The organism is Pseudidiomarina taiwanensis (assembly GCF_003987435.1).
GTDB classification, from domain to species: Bacteria; Pseudomonadota; Gammaproteobacteria; order Enterobacterales; family Alteromonadaceae; genus Pseudidiomarina; species Pseudidiomarina taiwanensis.
This window is the reverse complement of the sequence record NZ_PIQG01000002.1, coordinates 326,533-345,508: the sequence shown is the minus strand read 5'-3', so window position 1 is coordinate 345,508 and position 18,976 is coordinate 326,533. Positions and strand designations below refer to the sequence as shown.

The following is an 18,976-nucleotide window of genomic DNA, read 5'->3' as shown; positions in this document are numbered from 1 at the left end:
TAAAACTCAAAAGCCACGCCATTGAGCGTGGCTTTTTTATTGGCGAACGCGAAAGGGTGTGCGAGCGGATATTTTCAGGTACAATCTGAGACTTCATATTCTGACCACGTCGCGTTGCGGCAATAGCACATGAAGTTAAACGAAATCAATGCCTTAATGGCAGAAGATATGAAGGGGGTGAATACCCTCATCGGACAACAATTACAATCCGATGTGGCGCTGATTAATCAGCTCGGTATGTATATCATCCACAGTGGTGGTAAACGTCTGCGCCCCTTGCTCGCAGTGACCGCTGCGCGCGCGTTAGGTTATCAAGGTGAAGGTCACCTGACCCTCGCGACCATTATCGAGTTTATTCATACCGCTACTTTGCTACACGACGATGTCGTGGATGCGTCTGAACTTCGTCGTGGTGAAAAAACCGCAAACGCCGTATTTGGTAACGAAGCCAGCGTCTTGGTCGGCGACTTTTTGTACACTCGCGCGTTTCAGCTGATGGTCACCTTAGAATCGATGAAGGTGATGAAAATTCTTGCTGATGCGACCAACGTGATCTCCGAAGGTGAAGTATTGCAGTTGATGAACTGTAATGATCCAGATACCACCGAAGCCAGTTACTTTGATGTGATTTACGGTAAAACCGCACAGTTATTCGAAGCGGCCACGCAACTGGGTGCCGTCTTAGCCGAGCAACCTAGCGAAGTTGAGACTGCACTGGCCAACTACGGTCGCTATCTTGGTACCGCGTTCCAACTGGTTGACGATATTCTCGACTATACCGCGGCCAGCGAGGTCATGGGCAAACAAGCGGGCGATGACCTTGCTGAAGGTAAACCAACGTTGCCTTTGTTGTATGCGATGTGGCACGGCGATGAAGTCGAAAGTGCAATGATCCGCCAAGCCATCGAACAAGGCGATGGCCGCGATAAATTGCAGCAAATTTTGGCGGCAATGGAGCGCACCGGCGCCCTAGAATATACCCGCAATAAAGCACTCGAAGCGGCCCAGCAAGCCCAGCAGCAGCTGGCGCTATTGCCTGATTCGCTCTATAAACAAGCACTGGATGCGCTAGCGGACATCGCCGTCAATCGAATTGCCTAAGAGGGCGCAGAGCGTTATTGGTTATTAGTTACTAGTTATTAGTTAAACCAATAACCAATAACCAATAACCAATAACCAATAACTAATAACCAATAACCAATAACCAATAACCAATAACCAATAACCAATAACCAATAACCAATAACTAATAACCAATAACCAATAAGCCCCTTTACTCCCCCCAAAACTTTATGTACAATTCGCGCCCTAATTGAATAATCTAGGCGCCCAACTGGGCATATCGGAGAAAATCTATGTACGCAGTATTCCAAAGTGGCGGTAAGCAACACCGTGTAACTGAAGGCCAAATCGTCCGCCTGGAAAAACTGGAAGCAGCTACCGGTGAAGTAGTTGAGTTCGACCAAGTGCTTATGCTGTCGAACGGTGACGACGTTAAAATCGGCGCGCCATTTGTTTCTGGTGGATCCATCAAAGCGGAAGTGGTTAACCACGGTCGTGCCGACAAAGTGAACATCATCAAGTTCCGTCGTCGTAAGCACCACATGAAACGTCAAGGTCATCGTCAGTGGTACACTGAAGTTAAGATCACTGGTATCAACGGTTAATTAAGGAGTAACGACAGATGGCACACAAGAAAGCCGCAGGCTCAACTCGTAACGGTCGTGACTCAGAAAGTAAACGTCTGGGTGTAAAACGCTACGGTGGTGAATCAGTTCTCGCTGGTAGCATTATCGTGCGTCAACGTGGTACTAAGTTCCACGCTGGTGACAACGTTGGTATTGGTCGTGACCACACTTTGTTCGCATTAGCGGACGGGAAAGTTTCTTTTGCGGAGAAAGGTCCTAAGAACCGCAAATACGTTAGCATCGTAACTGAATAAGTTACTCTCAAGCTAGCGAAGAGATTAGAAACCCCGTCCGGTGTGGCGGGGTTTTTTCATATTGGCAGGCAGGAAATCATGAAGTTTGTAGATGAAGTCGAAATTCGCGTAGAAGCAGGCGACGGCGGTAATGGCGTGGTCAGTTTTCGGCGTGAGAAATACATTCCTAAAGGTGGCCCCGACGGTGGTGACGGCGGGGATGGCGGCGACGTTTATCTAGAAGCCGACGAAAACCTCAATACCCTTATCGATTATCGCTTTGAGCGCATTCACAGAGCACAACGCGGGCAAAACGGTATGGGTAAAAACTGTACCGGCAAGCGCGGCGAAGATGTGGTGCTTAAGGTTCCTGTGGGAACTCGGGCAACGGATCTCGAAACCGGTGAAGTGCTTGGCGATTTGACCCGGCATGGGATTCGACGGATGGTTGCCAAGGGTGGTTTCCATGGCCTCGGCAATGCCCGCTTTAAGAGCTCAACGAACCGTGCTCCACGCCAGAAAACTAACGGTACTCCAGGTGAAATTCGGCAGCTTAAGTTAGAGCTGATGCTGCTTGCCGATGTCGGTTTGTTAGGGATGCCAAATGCCGGTAAGTCGACCTTTATTCGCTCGGTTTCAGCGGCCAAGCCTAAAGTTGCGGATTATCCATTTACTACTTTGATTCCAAACCTTGGTGTGGTGAATCCAGCGCCACACGCCAGCTTTGTCATTGCCGATATTCCTGGTTTGATTGAAGGCGCCGCTGAAGGTGCTGGCCTCGGGATTCGGTTCTTGAAACACCTTGAGCGCTGCCGCTTATTGCTGCATCTGGTCGATTTAGCCCCATACGATGATACCGACCCTGCCGAACAGGCGGTGAAAATTGTCCATGAGCTGGAAAAATATAGCCCAGAGCTGGCCGCCAAACCACGTTGGTTGGTGGTGAATAAGACGGATTTGCTTGATGACGACACCATCGCTGAGCGCTTACAGCAAGTAAAAGAAGCACTGGCATGGGACGGTCCGGTATTTCAAATCAGCGCGCTGGCGAAGCAGGGTACTGACGTGCTTTGTAAAGCTGTGCTTGAGCATCTTGAGAGCTTACCGAAAGAAGAGCCAGAAGCTGAACAAGAGCAGCCCGCAGAGGTTGAATTCAAGTGGGATAACTATCATCATGAACAACTCGAAGCCTTTGATGATGACTTCGGTGATGACGATTTTGACGATGATGATGACCACGATGTTGAAATCATCTACAAGCCTTAAGCAAGCATAAAAGGATAAGCGGGCATGCGAATTGCACTGGTTGCCGCGATGGCAAAGCATCGAGTGATTGGTAAAGATGGGCAAATGCCATGGCATCTGCCCGCCGAACTCCAGCATTTTAAGCGTGTCACCCTCGGTAAACCTGTAGTGATGGGGCGTGCAACCTATGAATCGATCGGTCGCCCGTTACCCGGACGCCTCAATATCGTAGTGTCACGCCAGTACCCAGCTGCTGTAACCGATGCCCAAGGAGTGGTTTGGGTTGGCAGCCCAGAGCAAGCCGTGCAGGTGGCGCAGCAACAAACTCACAGCGATGAGCTGATGATCATCGGTGGGGGGACGATTTACGAGATCTTTTTACCTCATGCTGAGCGTCTGTATCTGACCGATATCGATCTTGAAACCGCAGGCGATACCTATTTCCCTGATTATCAGGCGATCGCTGAATGGCAGTTACTCGAGCGAGTCGAGCATCCAGCCGACAGCAACAATCCCCATCCATTTACCACTAACGTCTGGCAGCGGGCGCGGTAGCGACACCTTTCTTTACAACTTTACCTTTCTGTTTTACTGGGCATCTGATAATGGAGTCGGTAGACTCATAGCATTGTCTGATTATATGGGAAGGAACTCATGAACAAGCTCGCATTGATGCTAACCTTAGTTGGCACCGTAATGGTATTTACTATGCCAATATCCGCACAGGCTGAGACAGAGGTTGCTAGCACCCCGAAACTTACCCCTTGCTATCTCGAGAATATCTCGGAGCAAGTACTTTGTGGTGCGCTGGTTGTGCCTGAGAATTACACTGAGCCTGATAATGGTCGAACGATTTCGATTAACTATGCGGTATTACCCGCCGTTAGCGAAGGTAAGCGGAATGATCCACTACTCATTTTAGCCGGTGGCCCCGGTCAGGCTGCGACCGAACTTGCTGCGGGAATAAATCGCATCTTCAAAGAGGTCCGTCGGAATCGCGATATATTACTTATCGATCAGCGTGGCACGGGCCAATCAGACCCGCTTAGTTGCGCTGAAGATTCTGTTGCGATGCTTAGCCTGCGCGACGAAGAGATGGATCCATCATTAATGGCACTGGAGTGTCTGGCGCAGTATGTCGATCGCGATCTCACCCAATATCATAGTGTCCATGCCATTCAGGATTTCGAAGCCGTACGTGAGCATCTTGGCTATCCACAAGTGAACCTTTATGGTGGCTCGTATGGCAGTCGTGCTGGGCTTGTTTACTTACGTGAGTTTCCAGAGAGTGTCCGCAGTGCCGTGTTAGACGCTTTAGCCCCGGTGCAAGTGGTGGTGGGGCCGTTTGGTCGGCATGGTGCCGATGCGTTTGCCAAAATGCTCGAGCGTTGCGCAGCCGATAGCGCTTGTGCGCAGGCGTTTCCTAATCTTGAGCAAAGTTTTCAACAAGCACTGAGCCAGTTACAGCAAAATCCTGAACTGTTGACGGTTAACGACCCTTTAAGCAACGAGCCCGTTGAATTGCGCTTTACCGCAGGTCGCTTTACCGATGTGCTGCGAGCTGCATTGTACTCACCTATGAGCCAATCGATGTTGCCTTTCATTATTACCGAGACCGCAGCGCGAAACTATCAGCCGCTGCTTGGCTTGATGGGCAGTTTGATGAGCCAACAACCACTTTATCTGGGGCTGACGCTGTCCGTTTTATGTAGTGAAGATATGCCGCGGGCGACGCCAGAGTTACTGGCAGCGGATGCCGATAATGATTTTATTGGAGGCCGTACCGGTGAGAGCTTTGCCGCAATGTGCTCAGTGTGGCCTCAGCAACAGCGCCCGGACAGTTGGTTTGAGCCTGTGGTAAGTGATGTACCAACGCTACTGTTGTCGGGTGAGCTTGATCCAGTCACCCCAGTTGCATGGGGCGATTTGGCAGCTGAAACGTTAAGTAATAGTCGTCACTTAGTCGCACCGCAGGGTTCACACACGATTGTCTCGCACACCTGTGCCAATGATTTAGCCGCACAGTTTATCGATACCTTGCAACTCGCTGAGCTTGATGACAGCTGCTTACAAGAGGCGAAACCTTTGCCCTTTATCCTCAACGAAAACGGCGCAGGTCGCTAAGGAGAGCTCATGATTGAAGTGAAAGAACTGCGCAAAAGTTTTGGTGACGTCCACGCCCTTGATGGTCTTACTTTTAGTTGTCCAGCGGGACAGATTACCGGCTTGCTCGGCCCGAACGGCGCCGGCAAAACCACCTGTTTACGGACCATTTATGGCCTATTGCAGGCGGATACCGGGGCGGCCTTGATTGATGGCATCGATGCCCAGCAAGATCCCCTTGCTGCACGCAAAAAGATTGGTATTTTCCCTGATAAATTCGGCTTATATGAGCGCCTAACCGCGCGCGAGCAAGTCATGTACTTTGCCCGTTTACACGGTATGGATAGCACGCGAGCAGCTGCCGCTACGCAGCAGGTGTTGGAGCGCCTCGACATGGTCGCGATTGCCGATCGCCGCGCCACCGGTTTCTCGCAGGGCCAGCGGATGAAAGTTGCACTGGCACAAGCGATTGTGCATCAGCCCAAACACCTTATCTTGGATGAACCGAGTCGCGGACTAGACGTAATGAGTACGCGCATTTTACGTGACTTATTGCGTGAACTGCGCAGCCAGGGCACCAGTATTTTGTTTTCATCCCACGTAATGCAAGAAGTGGCTGCCCTCTGTGACCAAGTGGTGGTGATTGCCAAAGGCAAAGTCGCCGCACAGGGCACGCCGCAAGAACTTTGTGAACTCACCGGCGAAAGCGCCTTAGAAGAGGCCTTTGTGAAGATCATCGGCACCGATGAGGGGATCGCAGCATGATGCAACAAATTAAAATTGTCTGGTTAAAAGAGCTTAAAGATGCCGTACGTGATAAGCGTTCAGTGATGGCGGCTATGTCTTACGCTTTTTTCGGTCCGCTGCTGATGGCGGCGGCTTTTTATATGTTGATAAGCCAGCTCACCAGCGAAAGCGATGTCGAGATTGATCTCAAAGGGACCGAAGCGGCGCCGGCCTTTACTCAGTTTTTGGCGGAGCGGGGCATCGTTCAACGCGATAAACCCTGGCCTGCCGGGCGTGAACCAATTGTGCTTGAAATCGACCCTGAATGGGCTGACAAAATCGCCCGTGCCGAGCCGGTGGCAGTGACCTTAACCGCTGATTTCTCAGCGCAGAAGCAGCGCGCCGATATCCGTCGGGTCGAAGCGGCGGTTAATGCTTATAGTAGCCAACTTGGCTCCATGCGCTTGCTCATGCGCGGGCTTGATCCACGCTTAATGCAACCGCTTGATTTAGTCAAACAGGATACCGCCACCAAAGGCTCACGAGCGGTATTGTTGATGGGGTCTGTGCTGGTCTTTATGTTGCTCTCAGTGTTCTTCTCTGGGATGAACGTCGCGATTGACATCAGTGCCGGTGAACGCGAACGCAACTCCCTCGAGCTGCTGTTGTCGCAACCCCTTACCGCGCAGCAATTGGTTTGGGGCAAAGCCCTTGCCGCAAGTTGTTTTGCCATGTTTGGTGGCGTCTTAAGTGTGATTTTGATCCCGCTTATCTTTAAATTTTTACCGCTGCAAAATATCGGTATCAGTGTCGATATTGCGACCGCTCATGTGTTTTTAATCATGTTGCTATTGTTACCGTTAGCGCTGCTGGCGACCGCATTGCAGTTGTTTGTCTCGTTCCGGGCGAAAAGCTTTAAAGAGGCACAGACCTACATCTCGTTCTTGCTGATGGTGCCTATGTTGGCGGTATTCGGAGTTGAGTTCGCGCGGATTAAAACACCGATCCTCTATTACTTGCCACTGACCGGTCAGCATCAGGCCCTACTTGATATTATCAAAGGCGAGAATCTGCAATATGCCGCAATGGGGATAAGTGCTGTAGCGACGCTAGCGTTATCAGGGCTGTTGTTGGCTTTGATTGGTCGCATGCTGCGTAGCGAAAAAGTGGTCTTTGGGCTCTAATTTTATTGCGTCAGCCGCGCCCATTGGTAAAAGCCCCACTGGCCAAGACGGCGCAAGCTGGCCAGTGGAAAGCGCGGCAATTCAGATTGGTAGAACGGCAGGGCGGGCAGTTGCTCGCCCATCGCTAACTGCGCCAAGCGTTGGCCAGCGACTTGGGTAAAGGTCACCCCTGAACCGCAGTAGCCCATCGCCGTAAATAGCCCCGGTTCTGGGGAATAAATCCGCGGATAATCATCTAAAGCAACACTCACCCAGCCACTCCAAAAATAATCAGGAGGCTGTTGGCTCAAACGCTGTAATTGTGGAAAAGTCGCCGCAAGGGCAGCCAATAAATGCCGCGCATACTTTGCTTTATTGGCATCTTTACCACGAACCGCGCCGCGCCCACCGAACAATAACCGATTATCTGGCAACAGCCTGAAGTAATATTTCAGGACCCGAGTATCCATCACTAAATGCTGACTTGTTAACCCGGTAGCCGCTAATTCTGTGGCTGTGAGTGGCCGCGTGACCAGCACGCTCGAGAGTACCGGTAAGCTGCGACCATGCAGGGCTGGATGGAGTTTGTTGGGGGTATAGCCATTACTGCAAATCAGTACTTTATGAGCTTGAATCTGTTGCGTTTGGGTACGGACCGTAAAGCCATTGGCGTTACGCTCAATGTTCTCGACCACCTGGTGTGGACACAGTTGTGCGCCTGCCGCGGCAGCTTGACGGGCAATGCTGCTAGCTAGCAGCAGCGGGTTCACACCAAAACTATGGGTAAAGTGCAAAGCGGCGTGTGCTTGGGGGCTTTTCAGTCGCTCTTGGGTCGCCTCATAATCAAGCCAGCGGGTGCTTGGCTCGTACGCACTAAGGGCCTCGTATTGGCGTTTTAACGCCGCGACCGTACTGGCTTTATGGGCAATTTTTAAATAACCGCCGCGCTGAATTTGCAACTGCTCAGGGCAGGCGGCAAGATGCCGCTCGAGCTGTGCAAACCCAGCCCGATATTCCTGTTGAATCGCTTGTGCAGTTTGTTCACCAAGTCGCTCGGCCCATTGCTGATAACCCAGCCGTCCGGTACCTGGCATCGCAAAGCCGGCATTTCGAGTCGAGCAGCCCCAGCCAAGTTGATTGGCCTCAAGCAGGACGACTTGTTGTTGATAGCGTTCGGCTAACTCGAGGGCCGCGTTAAGACCGGTATAGCCGCCACCGATGACAACCATATCCGCCTGTGTTGGAGGTTGCTGGGGTTCGGGCCAAACCGTATGGGTATGCGCCTGCCAATAACTGGACGCGGGCGCAGCCTGTGGGTCCGGGCGCGCATCGACAAGGGGATCATACATGGCGCCCGCTCTCATTTAGTCTTGGTCGAAATAGAGGATCATTTCTGCCGCAGAGCAATGGCAGATGCCATCACAGACCGGGCAGTGGTAGCCCTCATGCACCGAGATGTAGTGCCAACGGTTGGCATGCTCTGCAACTAATTCGCCACCGCATTTACTAAAGTAACCGTAAGCACTGTTGTTTGGGCTGTTCAGCCATATGTGCGCAAGCCCGGCTTTGCAGCCAACAGACTTAGCGGCAGCGATGGATTGCTTTAATAAGCCTCGGCCGAGCCCCGCACCACGAATACTTGAATCTACTGCGGAACACTTGAAGTAAACCATTTGCTCAGCGGGCACGCGCCAAGCACTCGGTGTGGTGTCCGTTTCAGTATCCCACTGGCTTGGCGCAAAAGTCAGTCGAATCCCCGCAAGTTTGCCATCGACAAAAGCCAACCAGCTTAAGTTGACGCCTTTGTAGAGCCCTCGCGCGGCGTAATCCTGCAGGTTCGCCTCGGTCAGATAATTGTCACCGTGAACCCGATTGCCTAATTCAATAACGGCCGCGTGATCGGCGGCCGTTAGTTCTTTGTAGGTTATTTCCATGGAACCTATTACTCGCTTAGTAGCGGTAGTCGTCGCTCTTGAATGGTCCTTCAACCGCCACGTGAATGTAATCCGCTTGGGTCTCAGTCAATTTGGTGACAACCCCACCAAACCCTTCAACCATGTAACGCGCAACTTCTTCATCGAGTTGCTTCGGTAATACCTCAACCCGAAGCTTGGCAGGTTTTTCAGACGCTGGCAAGTCAGCGAACTTCTCATCGAACAAGTGCATTTGTGCCAACACTTGGTTGGCAAATGAGCCATCCATGATCCGGCTTGGATGGCCGGTAGCGTTACCTAAGTTGACCAAACGGCCTTCTGAGAGCAACAGCAAATAGTCGTTTTCAGCGTCGCTGCGATAGATTTTGTGAACCTGTGGCTTCACTTCTTCCCAACGCCAGTTTTCACGCATATAAAGGGTATCGATTTCGTTATCGAAGTGACCAATGTTACACACGAGTGCAGTTGGCTTAAGTGCCGCCAACATGTGTTTATCACACACATTGACGTTACCTGTGGTAGTCACCAACAAATCGGTATTGGCCAGTAGCTCTTTATTAATCGAGCTGGCAGCACCGCTGTTGATACCATCAATATAAGGTGAGACCACCTCAAAACCGTCCATACAGGCTTGCATTGCACAGATTGGATCAATCTCAGTGACTTTTACGATCATGCCTTCTTGGCGCAAGCTCGCAGCTGAGCCTTTACCCACGTCACCATAACCAATCACCAAGGCTTTTTTACCCATCAATAGGTGGTCAGTTGCGCGCTTGATGGCATCGCTCAAAGAGTGGCGACAACCGTATTTGTTATCGTTCTTTGATTTGGTCACTGAGTCATTCACGTTAATGGCAGGAACTTTCAGCGTGCCTTTTTTCAGCATCTCTAATAAACGATGAACACCCGTGGTCGTTTCTTCAGTGATGCCGTGAATCTTATCGAGCATCTGCGGGTACTTGTCATGAATCAATAGGGTCAAGTCGCCGCCATCGTCAAGGATCATGTTGGCATCCCAAAGCTCACCATCTTTATGACACGTTTGCTCTAAGCACCACTCATATTCTTCTTCGGTTTCGCCTTTCCAAGCAAATACTGGCACGCCAGCAGCGGCCATTGCAGCAGCAGCATGATCTTGCGTCGAGAAAATATTACACGATGACCAACGCACTTCGGCCCCCAGTTCAATCAGAGTTTCGATCAGGACTGCGGTTTGGATGGTCATGTGGATACAGCCGATAATACGCGCGCCAGCGAGTGGCTTGCTGTCGGCATATTTGCGTCGAATTGCCATCAAAGCCGGCATTTCGGTTTCAGCGATTTTGATTTCTTGGCGACCCCAATCGGCTAAGCCAATATCAGCTACTTTGTAATCTTGCATGACAACCTCGTTCATGAATTAAATTCGGGATTATGTTGTAAGCGAATCAATAATTGTTGCTGCCGATCGGCGCTTAAGCGCGGGCCGAACTCGGTCACCACTTCAGCCGCAGCATGGCTCGCAAGCGCACCGCAGGCGGCCAGTGAATAGCCGCGGGTGAGTCCAAACATCATGGCCCCGGCAAACATATCACCCGCACCATTGGTATCACGCGCCTCAACTTTAACGCCAGGCACCGCGACTTGTTGGTCGCGATCGCCTAACAGTGCGCCGCGTTTGCCGAGTGTGATAGCGACAATGTCCGCATGCTGGCGCAGCTGTTGCAGCGCGGCTTGTTCATCATCAGTACCGGTCAGGATGCGAGCTTCTTCTTGATTACAGAACATTACGTCGACGCCGCCGGCTAAGATCTCATCAATCCCGTCTCGGAAGTATTTCACCATTGCCGGATCAGAACAGGTCATTGCAATCTTGGTGCCGTGCGCGCGCGCAACTTCTTTGGCGCGGGCAATTGCTTGGCGAGCAATCGGTGACGTCACTAAGTAACCTTCAATATATAAATAGTCGGCCTTGGCAATCGCATCTTCGTCGAGCTCTGCGGTGGAGAGATCAGCGGTAATGCCAAGATAGGTGCGCATGGTCCGCTCAGCATCAGGGGTGACCATCACCAAGCAGCGACCGGTTTTACCTTCATGCTTCGTGTGACCGGTATTGGTGGTGATGCCGATCTGCTCAAGGTCGTCGCAGTAAAATTGGCCGGCTTGGTCATCGGCAACTTTGCAGCAGTAAAAAGCTTTGCCACCAAATTGGGCAAAGGCGACCAGTGAATTTGCAGCTGATCCGCCACCTGATTGTTTCTTTAATTCGCCGCGTTTTGCGAGTTCTGCAATAAGGCGCTCTTGATCGGCATCTTCGATCAAGGTCATCATGCCTTTCTCGATTTGATGCTGGGTTAGAAATTCGTCCGTGACCTCGAATTCTTGGTCAACGAGGGCATTGCCGATGCCAACGATGTCGATTGTTTTCATAGTGACTCAAACAAAAAAATTCCGGCTGCGTAGTATAACCCAGCCGGAACTTCGGGTACACAAATCAGGCGCTAAAACCGCCAGTGATCCCCTTGGTGGTGATACTCACTGCATCATGAGCATGCAATGATTCGTAATGGTTCACCCGAATCCAGAAATCTGCGTATTGCGATTCTTGGTTTAGGGCATGCTGAAGTTTCCGCGCTGCATCTTCACAGAACATGAGATTTTGCCCATTCAAACGGGCAAATTCTTGCTCATCTTCACGTTTCACAGCAGCCTGCACAGGCGTCTGTAAAGCATCTTCAATCGCATCGATCAGTTCGACCACTGGGAACTCAGTGGTTTGCTCACTTAATTTAACTTTGACTTCAGCAATTGAGCGTTGACTATGCGGCGTAGCGACAATCCCTTGAGTTGTGCCGAGCCAACGATGGACCAATTCTGCATCGACTTCTTCATCGGTGCCGAATTGCTCTGCAAACGCATCTTGGATGAGTTGCCGCGCCAGCGCTGCTGAGCATGGGCAAGTCGATGAATAAGGCACTTCAACCGCGAGTTGCAGATCAAGGTTACCTTGGTTGTATCGACCGGTAATCACCACTGGATACGCTTTCCACCCCTGCTTTTTACTAATCAGCGATTTACGGCGTAAGTGATAATCAAAGGCAAATTGCACAAACGCTTGGTTTGCAAGCCCATCATGACTGCTAATAAAATCGTTTAACAGAGTTTTAAGCGTGCTATAGTTAAGCGCATTATTGTTCGATAAATCTTCGAGCAATAAATAGAGTCGTGACATGTGAATGCCTTTCGCTTTGGGGTCGGTCAAATTGACAAACGCTTCGACGCGGGCACTGACTGGACGCTCCGGTTCGTTGGCGGCTCCGACCACCACGGGCATCTCAATATTACTCATCCCGACCCAATCCAAAGTCCCTTCAGTTTGCGCTTTGGTCTGGTTCGCGATGTCTGGCATCATCGTTGGGGTTGCGGTTGGCATGCTAATACGGCTCCAAACGTTACGTGAATTTCAGCATTCCCAAAATACGGGGGCGTAAGTATACTCGATCTAACGTGTTTACGATAGTTTGCCAGATAGGGTTCAATAGTCGCAGTAAAGAAATTCGATAGCAGTAATCGAAGTAATAGGGATAAATCGGCTCGCTTGGCGAGGAAAGGAGACCAATCATGATCGATGAAAAACTACTTCAGCAATATTACGATTTGCTCGGTACTGAGGGCGTCGGCGAAATGTATGAGACGTTCGCAGATAACATCGGAGGTTATCTTGAACTGATGCAGCATTTAGTTGCTCAGCGCGATGAAACAGAAACCCGCCGCCAAGCACATAAGTTAAAAGGAGCCTGTCGTTCGGTCGGCTTGCATGAATTGGCCAGTGAAATGGAATTGATCGAGCGCCAACCTTGGCAGTGGGAAGAGCTAGAAAAACGGCTTGATGCGTGGGCCAAACAGCAGCCACAACATCAAGCCGAATTAAAACGTTGGTTAGTTGCTCGGGGCGTTCAATGACGGCGCTTCGAGATAACGCACGTTAACTTGCCCGATAAAGCGATACCCTTCGCCGTGAATCGTGGTGATCAGATTCGGTGCATCGCCTTGATTCTCAAAATGTCGGCGGATCCGACGAATCGCGACGTCAACCGTGCGGTCGTTAGGTCGCAATTCACGGTTTAGCATTTTCTTCACCAAGGTCTCGCGGTCAAGAATCTTACCCGGATTGGTGACAAATAATTCCATCGCGCGATATTCACTTTTCGGCAGACGATAAACCGTGCCATCAGGTGCAAACAAGCAGCGACTGTCACTCTCGAGGCGCCAGTTGTTGAACTCGTAGACCACGCTTTCATGGCCAATTTCACGCTCTTGCTGCTTCAGAGCTTCGATACGGCGGTATAAGTTACGGACCCGAATGATCAATTCTTTCGGATTGTACGGCTTAATAAGATAATCATCAGCCCCAAGTTCGAGCGCCAACAAACGATCTTCCTCAGCATCACGACCCGTTAAAAAGATCAGGCCAATGTTCTCTTGCTCGCGTAATTTTTCAGCGAGCTGGATACCACTTTTACCCGGCAGGTTAACGTCCATAATGACTAAATCAACCTGCTGGCGCGCCATAATGCGTTGCATTTGCATGCCATCTGCCGCATCAAACACATCATAGCCTTCTTGCTGAAATAATCGGGTCAGGGTGTTTCGAGTAACGACTTCATCCTCGACAATTAAAAGTCTTGCGCTCATGTTGCGTCCTGCTGTCCATTAACAAATGTTGAAAAGGAGTAAAATTGTTACATTTTAGCAGAACTCTTTAAGAAACACCTAATCTCTTTATCAAAAAACTTTAGAATAACACGAACAATAAATAAGGTATTGATTTTAATGGGTTTGTAATCACTACGCAGAGATAGGAAGAGTGATATGGAAACGTGTTCCAGAATCTGAATCACTGCTGACTTTAATTTGCCCGTGCAGAACTTGATGGACAAGGTTATAAACAAGGTATAAACCAAGCCCACTGGCACCGACGTCTTTGCGACCACTGACAAACGGGTCAAAAATACGATCGATCAAGGAGTTATCAATCCCACGGCCATTATCATGATAACGGATCTGTAATTGCCTCTCAGCGCTGTCAGCTGTCGCGTCACTCACCTGTAGCTGAATATCGATGATTCCAGCTTGGCCATCTTCGAAACCATGCTGTATAGAATTTTGTACAAGTTGAGTCAAAATTTGATTAATCGGACCCGGTTTGAGCAGGTAGGCCCCCGTGTCAGAACACTGCAACTTAAGGCTAAGCGTCGGCCACGGCTCGAGCCGAGTTTGTAGGCTTGCTGTCAGGTCAGCGCAAAAGGTACTCAGTTCAATTAACTGCGGTTCCTCGGCGAATTGGTCAAGCGCTAGCTGGCTGAAACGCGCAATCAGACCCGCGGTCCGATCTATGTTTCGTTTAACTAAAGCCAAATTTTCCTGATGTTGTTGGATAAACTGTTCGAGCTGCGCACGGGTTAATTGCTTTGAGCTCACTTTTTCTACCAAACCATCGAGCTGGTCGTTCATTATGGAGAGCGAGGTGATAACCAGCCCGACCGGGGTATTGACCTCGTGGGCAATACTCGCAACCATCTCCCGTAGCGAGGAAATCTTTTTCGCCTCAACCAACTGCTGTTGGTATTGATGCAAACTTTCAAGCGTTTCAGCGAATTCTGCGTTGGCCTCGCTGAGTGCTTTAGCGCGCTGCGCCAATTGCTCCGTTAAGTCATTGGCGCGTCGCTCAGCATGATTTTTGCGTTGCTCGAGGCGGCGTTGGCGCTGCTCATAGCGGCCAAGTAGACGGTTAATGGCTAAGCCAATCTCATCGAGCTCGCGTAAGTCAAAATCATGCAGTCGTTTGCCATTTGCCGGATGCTCGCTGAGTTCGCGTAATTGCTGCGTGAGTTGCGCCAGGGTATCAATGGTCTGGCGGCGATGACGCCGTGCCAGCAGCAAACTGAGAAGAATCGCCAGCAAAGAAATCACACTGGTAATGATCACCCCTCGTAATAACACTAAGTCGAGCGGCGCACGACTTGAGCGCAGATACACATAGCCGATCACTCGCTCGTTATTGGTAATCTGCTTGGCCACATCAATATAGTCCTCGCGTAATTGCGGACCAATTTGCTCCAGTTGGGACTCGCGGCGCACCGGAATCGCGGCAAGTCCTTGTTTGTTGTAACTGCCTAAAAAGCGTAATTGTGCTGAACTCTGCGTGCGCTGATACAAATGCACATGTTCAACCCAAGAGGTGGTGTAAAGAGTCGAAAGCCATGTGTGCGGATCACGAGACGCGGTAAGAACGATATTTCGTTGTCCACTTAAGGTAATCAATTCCGCCATTTCGTCACTGCGTTGCAATAGGTAGTCGCGGACTTGTTGGTAGTAGTAGGCGGTATAAATCGTTCCCGCCAATACCGCCACCAGCCATGCAACCAGCACACTATGGAGCAGGCTGGCGCGGCGGATACTTTTGACCCAACTCACCGGCGGACCTCATGGATAGCACGATACACGGCAAACTTATTATCCTGTGCAACCCGTTCAAAGCGCCCGAATACTTGCTCGAGCAACTCCGGCCATGGCAAAAAGCGATTCGCAACCAACCAAAGTTCGCCCCCGCGCTCGAGATGTTGCCGTGATTGCTTGAGAAACTCAGCCCCGATTTTATAGTCGGTGGCAAGTCCGGTATGAAAGGGCGGGTGGCTGACAATATACTTGTACTGGCCTTGCTCGGCAGCTAAACCGTCTTGCGCTATGAGCGTACCGGTCAGCTGTTGCGCGGCTAACGTCCGCGTCGTCGCAGCCAGGGCCAATGCACTCACATCCAGGTAGTCGACGGTCAGTGCGCTACTGTTGCGCTGTAGCCATGCGCCTAACACCCCATGCCCGCAGGCAAAATCTAACACCCGGCCTTGCTGCCATTGCGGCAGATGCTCGAGTAACATGGCACTGCCCGCATCGATACTCGGGTAGGCAAACACGCCGGGGAAACTTGCTAGGCGCAAAGGCTCAACATGCCCGGGCTGGTCGAGTTCGCACCAACGAATAAAATCATCCAACTGAAAGTGCTGCGCGGCATCAATGGCGCTGGCGAGCAAAACGCAATGATGGCCGACTGCAATTTTCTGTGCAGTCTGTAAAAACTCAGGCATGCGCTTATGGATACTTTTAATGCCACCGCGATTCTCACCAACGATAAATAACGGCGTCCCTGACTTAAGCGTTGCCGCAAGCGCCACAAACACCATGTCTGCAAGGGCTTTTTCTTTGGGTAGATAAAGAATCGCAGCATTGATCTGATCCGCAGCTAGCAGCGGTGGCTCAGCACCAAAATGGTGTTGCCCCGCTTGTCGCAGCCAGGCCTGATGATACCCTGCATGCCAGTTCCAGCTTGCGCCAATCGAGAGGCTTTGGCTCAACTCAGGATCGGGGCCATTGATCACCAGTAACGGCCCTTCAGGCAAAAGCTGTTGCTGGCGCAGGAGTAATTGCGAAGGCGCGTGCAGGGCACTCACAATGGCCGCCCCTCGTATGCCTCAGTAAAGGTATCGACGTTCTCACCGGCTTCCACCACTTCACTGCGGTCAAACTGAGCAATATTAAATAGCGCTTCCCCTTCGTTCGAAACCGGAATATTACTAATACCAATGACAATCCCATGGCAGGGACTGCGCAGTGCTTCGGCTTGATCGCGATGGGGGTTCACAATCTCGGCGATGATTTGGCCTTTGGCAATGGTTTGGCCAAGTTCGACCTTTCGAATCACCAGCCCATCGAATTCATTACGCACCCACACACTGCGCGGGGCAAGCACCGGCGTGACTTTGGCGCGGCGCTTGCGTCCTTTCATCATCTTTAAGAATTTCATGACATTGGTGACGCCGTTCACACCTGCGTGAATGGCCGCATCGTCAAACCGCAAGGCTTCGCCCGCCTCGTAGACAATAAGCGGAATATTGAGATCTCCAGCGAGCGCTCGCAGTGAGCCATCACGGCGCTTTGACTGCAAAATAACTGGGGCCGAGAAGGCATCCGCCATCGCCAGCGCTTCGGCTTGGCTGGTATCGACGCGAATCTGCGGCAGGTTACTGCGGTGCATCGCCCCGGTGTGGAGGTCAATGATGTGGCTCGCTTTACTGACGATTTCATCATTGAATAAATACGCCAAGCGACTACCCAGCGCCCCGCGCTCAGAGCCAGGGAAGCAGCGATTAAGGTCGCGCCGGTCAGGTAAATAGCGCGATTGTTGAATAAAACCAAAAATATTCACCACCGGCACCACTATCACAGTACCGACTAATTCGGTTGGGTCGATTAAGCCGAGCAAGCGCCGACAGATTTCAACGCCATTTAGCTCATCGCCATGAATCGCCGCGCAAACTAACAGCACGGGCCCTTTTTTAACCCCATGAAAAACTTCCGCATGGAGTTCAATCGGAGTATCTGTGTAAAGGCGTGCCGCGGGGAATTTAATACTGACCCGCGATCCAGGTGGGACCTGCGTTTCAGCAATTTGAAACGCAGCAGGTGACGAGCGCTTGGCCACTTAACCTTTTCCTTTTGTCCGAGTTTTATGCGCTTTCGCGTTCTTTTCGATAAAGCTGATGATTTGCCCTGCGACATCTTTCTCGGTCGCAGCTTCGATACCTTCAAGACCTGGCGAAGAGTTGACTTCCATCACCAACGGGCCGTGGTTCGAGCGCAAAATATCTACCCCAGCAACATTGAGGCCCATGATTTTCGCGGCTTTTACTGCAGTTGCGCGCTCTGCCGCAGTGAGCTTCACCAAGCTTGCCGAACCGCCGCGGTGTAAGTTTGAGCGGAACTCTCCGCTTTTCGCTTGGCGCTTCATGGCGGCGATGACTTTGTCGCCAATCACCAAGCAGCGAATATCTGCACCACCGGCTTCTTTAATATATTCTTGCACCATAATTGGCGACTTCAGCCCCATAAAGGCTTCGATAACACTCTCAGCGGCCTGGCGCGTTTCCGCAAGCACCACACCAATGCCTTGGGTTCCTTCGAGTAATTTGATCACCAAGGGCGCGCCACCGACCATCTCCAGTAAGTCTGGAACGTCTTGTGGCTGACTGGCAAAACCCGTCACTGGCAAGCCAACCCCACGCCGGCTCAACAGTTGCAGTGAACGCAACTTGTCACGACTACGTGAAATCGCCACCGATTCATTTAAGGGATAGGTCCCAATCATCTCGAATTGGCGCAAAACCGCTGTGCCGAAGAAGGTAATCGAGGCGCCAATACGCGGAATCACCGCATCAAACTTCGGTAGCGTCTCACCTTTGCGGTGAATTGATGATTCGCGGGCATTGATGTTCATATAACAGCGCAACGGGTCGAGCACATGCATCTCGTGGCCTTTTTCTTCGCCCGCTTCGACCAGACGTTTAGTCGAGTAGAGACGAGGATTACGGGATAAAATTGCAATTCTCATGATGCCGATTCCTTGTTGCCCATTAAATAAGATGCTTCCGGGTTCACGATAAAGTGGCCGTTCATGGCTTGGCGACCTAGCAGCATTCTGAACTTCATACTATCGCGATTGGTTAAGGTGAGCTCGATAGGCTGATCAAATCCGCCAATTTGCAAGCGACTACGAATCACATAGCGCAATTCACGATGTCCACCTGAATCACTGACCTCACGCTGGTCAAGCACTTCAGCTTCACAAATATGTTCGCGCAAGCTGTCTTGCTCAGGGTGGACCCAAATCTTCACCCAAGCGCGCCCATCGCGCTCAAAAGGTTCAATCTGAAAGGCGTGCAGGCACGAGGTTTTCGCCCCTGTGTCGACTTTCATTTTAATTGCCTCAATACCTAAATCGGGGAGCGCGCCCCATTCTCGCCAACCGAGCGTATCCATCTTGTTTGCGAACCTATTTTAAAAAACATTAG

General features: G+C 51.0%; 20 protein-coding genes. 9 read left to right on the top strand and 11 right to left on the bottom strand.

Features of this window, described 5'->3' with window-relative positions:
* Positions 1-129: 129 nt before the first annotated feature.
* The 8 genes from ispB (at position 130) to CWI83_RS05505 (ending at position 7,179) form a co-directional block, all read left to right on the top strand.
* Positions 130-1,101, top strand: a complete 972-nt coding sequence (ispB, locus tag CWI83_RS05540; RefSeq protein WP_126826887.1) for an octaprenyl diphosphate synthase — start codon at positions 130-132, stop codon at positions 1,099-1,101.
* A gap of 254 nt (positions 1,102-1,355) precedes the next feature.
* Positions 1,356-1,667, top strand: a complete 312-nt coding sequence (gene rplU / locus CWI83_RS05535) for a 50S ribosomal protein L21 (protein WP_126826884.1) — start codon at positions 1,356-1,358, stop codon at positions 1,665-1,667.
* Between the two features lie 17 nt (positions 1,668-1,684).
* The gene (rpmA, locus tag CWI83_RS05530) at positions 1,685-1,942 is read left to right on the top strand and encodes a 50S ribosomal protein L27 (protein WP_126826881.1); all 258 of its coding nucleotides are present in this window, start codon (positions 1,685-1,687) and stop codon (positions 1,940-1,942) included.
* Positions 1,943-2,020: 78 nt separating this feature from the next.
* Positions 2,021-3,187 (top strand): Obg family GTPase CgtA, encoded by a 1,167-nt coding sequence (gene cgtA, locus CWI83_RS05525; RefSeq protein WP_126826859.1) that lies wholly within the window; start codon positions 2,021-2,023, stop codon positions 3,185-3,187.
* A 24-nt stretch (positions 3,188-3,211) separates the two neighbouring features.
* Positions 3,212-3,721 (top strand): type 3 dihydrofolate reductase, encoded by a 510-nt coding sequence (folA, locus tag CWI83_RS05520; protein ID WP_198677253.1) that lies wholly within the window; start codon positions 3,212-3,214, stop codon positions 3,719-3,721.
* A 99-nt stretch (positions 3,722-3,820) separates the two neighbouring features.
* Entirely contained in the window at positions 3,821-5,290 is a 1,470-nt protein-coding gene (locus CWI83_RS05515; RefSeq protein ID WP_126826856.1) for an alpha/beta hydrolase, read from the top strand.
* A gap of 9 nt (positions 5,291-5,299) precedes the next feature.
* The gene (locus CWI83_RS05510) at positions 5,300-6,034 is read left to right on the top strand and encodes an ABC transporter ATP-binding protein (protein WP_126826853.1); all 735 of its coding nucleotides are present in this window, start codon (positions 5,300-5,302) and stop codon (positions 6,032-6,034) included.
* A complete protein-coding gene (locus CWI83_RS05505; RefSeq protein ID WP_241969878.1) occupies positions 6,031-7,179 on the top strand; it encodes an ABC transporter permease in 1,149 nt (382 codons plus the stop codon). The genes CWI83_RS05510 and CWI83_RS05505 overlap by 4 nt, the downstream gene beginning before the upstream one ends.
* A 2-nt stretch (positions 7,180-7,181) precedes the next feature.
* Here CWI83_RS05505 and CWI83_RS05500 read toward each other — a convergent pair whose 3' ends face one another.
* From CWI83_RS05500 to folE2, 5 genes are all read right to left on the bottom strand, one after another.
* Entirely contained in the window at positions 7,182-8,507 is a 1,326-nt protein-coding gene (locus CWI83_RS05500; protein WP_126826850.1) for an NAD(P)/FAD-dependent oxidoreductase, read from the bottom strand.
* A 15-nt stretch (positions 8,508-8,522) separates the two neighbouring features.
* Positions 8,523-9,092, bottom strand: a complete 570-nt coding sequence (locus CWI83_RS05495; protein ID WP_126826847.1) for a GNAT family N-acetyltransferase — start codon at positions 9,090-9,092, stop codon at positions 8,523-8,525.
* A gap of 16 nt (positions 9,093-9,108) precedes the next feature.
* A complete protein-coding gene (gene ahcY, locus CWI83_RS05490; protein WP_198677252.1) occupies positions 9,109-10,473 on the bottom strand; it encodes an adenosylhomocysteinase in 1,365 nt (454 codons plus the stop codon).
* Between the two features lie 11 nt (positions 10,474-10,484).
* Complete coding sequence (locus CWI83_RS05485; protein ID WP_126826841.1) at positions 10,485-11,501, bottom strand: adenosine kinase; 1,017 nt, start codon at positions 11,499-11,501, stop codon at positions 10,485-10,487.
* A 64-nt stretch (positions 11,502-11,565) separates the two neighbouring features.
* A complete protein-coding gene (gene folE2, locus CWI83_RS05480; protein WP_241969877.1) occupies positions 11,566-12,504 on the bottom strand; it encodes a GTP cyclohydrolase FolE2 in 939 nt (312 codons plus the stop codon).
* Between the two features lie 188 nt (positions 12,505-12,692).
* Between folE2 and CWI83_RS05475 the strand changes: the two genes are divergently transcribed.
* The gene (locus tag CWI83_RS05475; protein ID WP_126826839.1) at positions 12,693-13,034 is read left to right on the top strand and encodes an Hpt domain-containing protein; all 342 of its coding nucleotides are present in this window, start codon (positions 12,693-12,695) and stop codon (positions 13,032-13,034) included.
* Here CWI83_RS05475 and arcA read toward each other — a convergent pair.
* The 6 genes from arcA to CWI83_RS05445 form a co-directional block, all read right to left on the bottom strand.
* Positions 13,011-13,766: a two-component system response regulator ArcA gene (gene arcA / locus CWI83_RS05470; RefSeq protein ID WP_126826836.1), complete on the bottom strand. Its 756-nt coding sequence runs from the start codon at positions 13,764-13,766 to the stop codon at positions 13,011-13,013. The genes CWI83_RS05475 and arcA overlap by 24 nt on opposite strands.
* Positions 13,767-13,919: 153 nt before the next feature.
* Positions 13,920-15,548, bottom strand: a complete 1,629-nt coding sequence (locus CWI83_RS05465; protein ID WP_126826833.1) for a sensor histidine kinase — start codon at positions 15,546-15,548, stop codon at positions 13,920-13,922.
* Positions 15,545-16,579: a methyltransferase gene (locus CWI83_RS05460; RefSeq protein WP_126826830.1), complete on the bottom strand. Its 1,035-nt coding sequence runs from the start codon at positions 16,577-16,579 to the stop codon at positions 15,545-15,547. The genes CWI83_RS05465 and CWI83_RS05460 overlap by 4 nt, the downstream gene beginning before the upstream one ends.
* On the bottom strand, positions 16,576-17,610 hold the full coding sequence (locus CWI83_RS05455) for a succinylglutamate desuccinylase/aspartoacylase family protein (protein ID WP_126826827.1): 1,035 nt from the start codon (positions 17,608-17,610) through the stop codon (positions 16,576-16,578). The genes CWI83_RS05460 and CWI83_RS05455 overlap by 4 nt, the downstream gene beginning before the upstream one ends.
* A complete protein-coding gene (gene rimK / locus CWI83_RS05450) occupies positions 17,611-18,516 on the bottom strand; it encodes a 30S ribosomal protein S6--L-glutamate ligase (protein WP_126826824.1) in 906 nt (301 codons plus the stop codon).
* Entirely contained in the window at positions 18,513-18,944 is a 432-nt protein-coding gene (locus CWI83_RS05445) for an ATP-dependent zinc protease family protein (protein ID WP_126826821.1), read from the bottom strand. The genes rimK and CWI83_RS05445 overlap by 4 nt, the downstream gene beginning before the upstream one ends.
* Between the last annotated feature and the right edge of the window lie 32 nt (positions 18,945-18,976).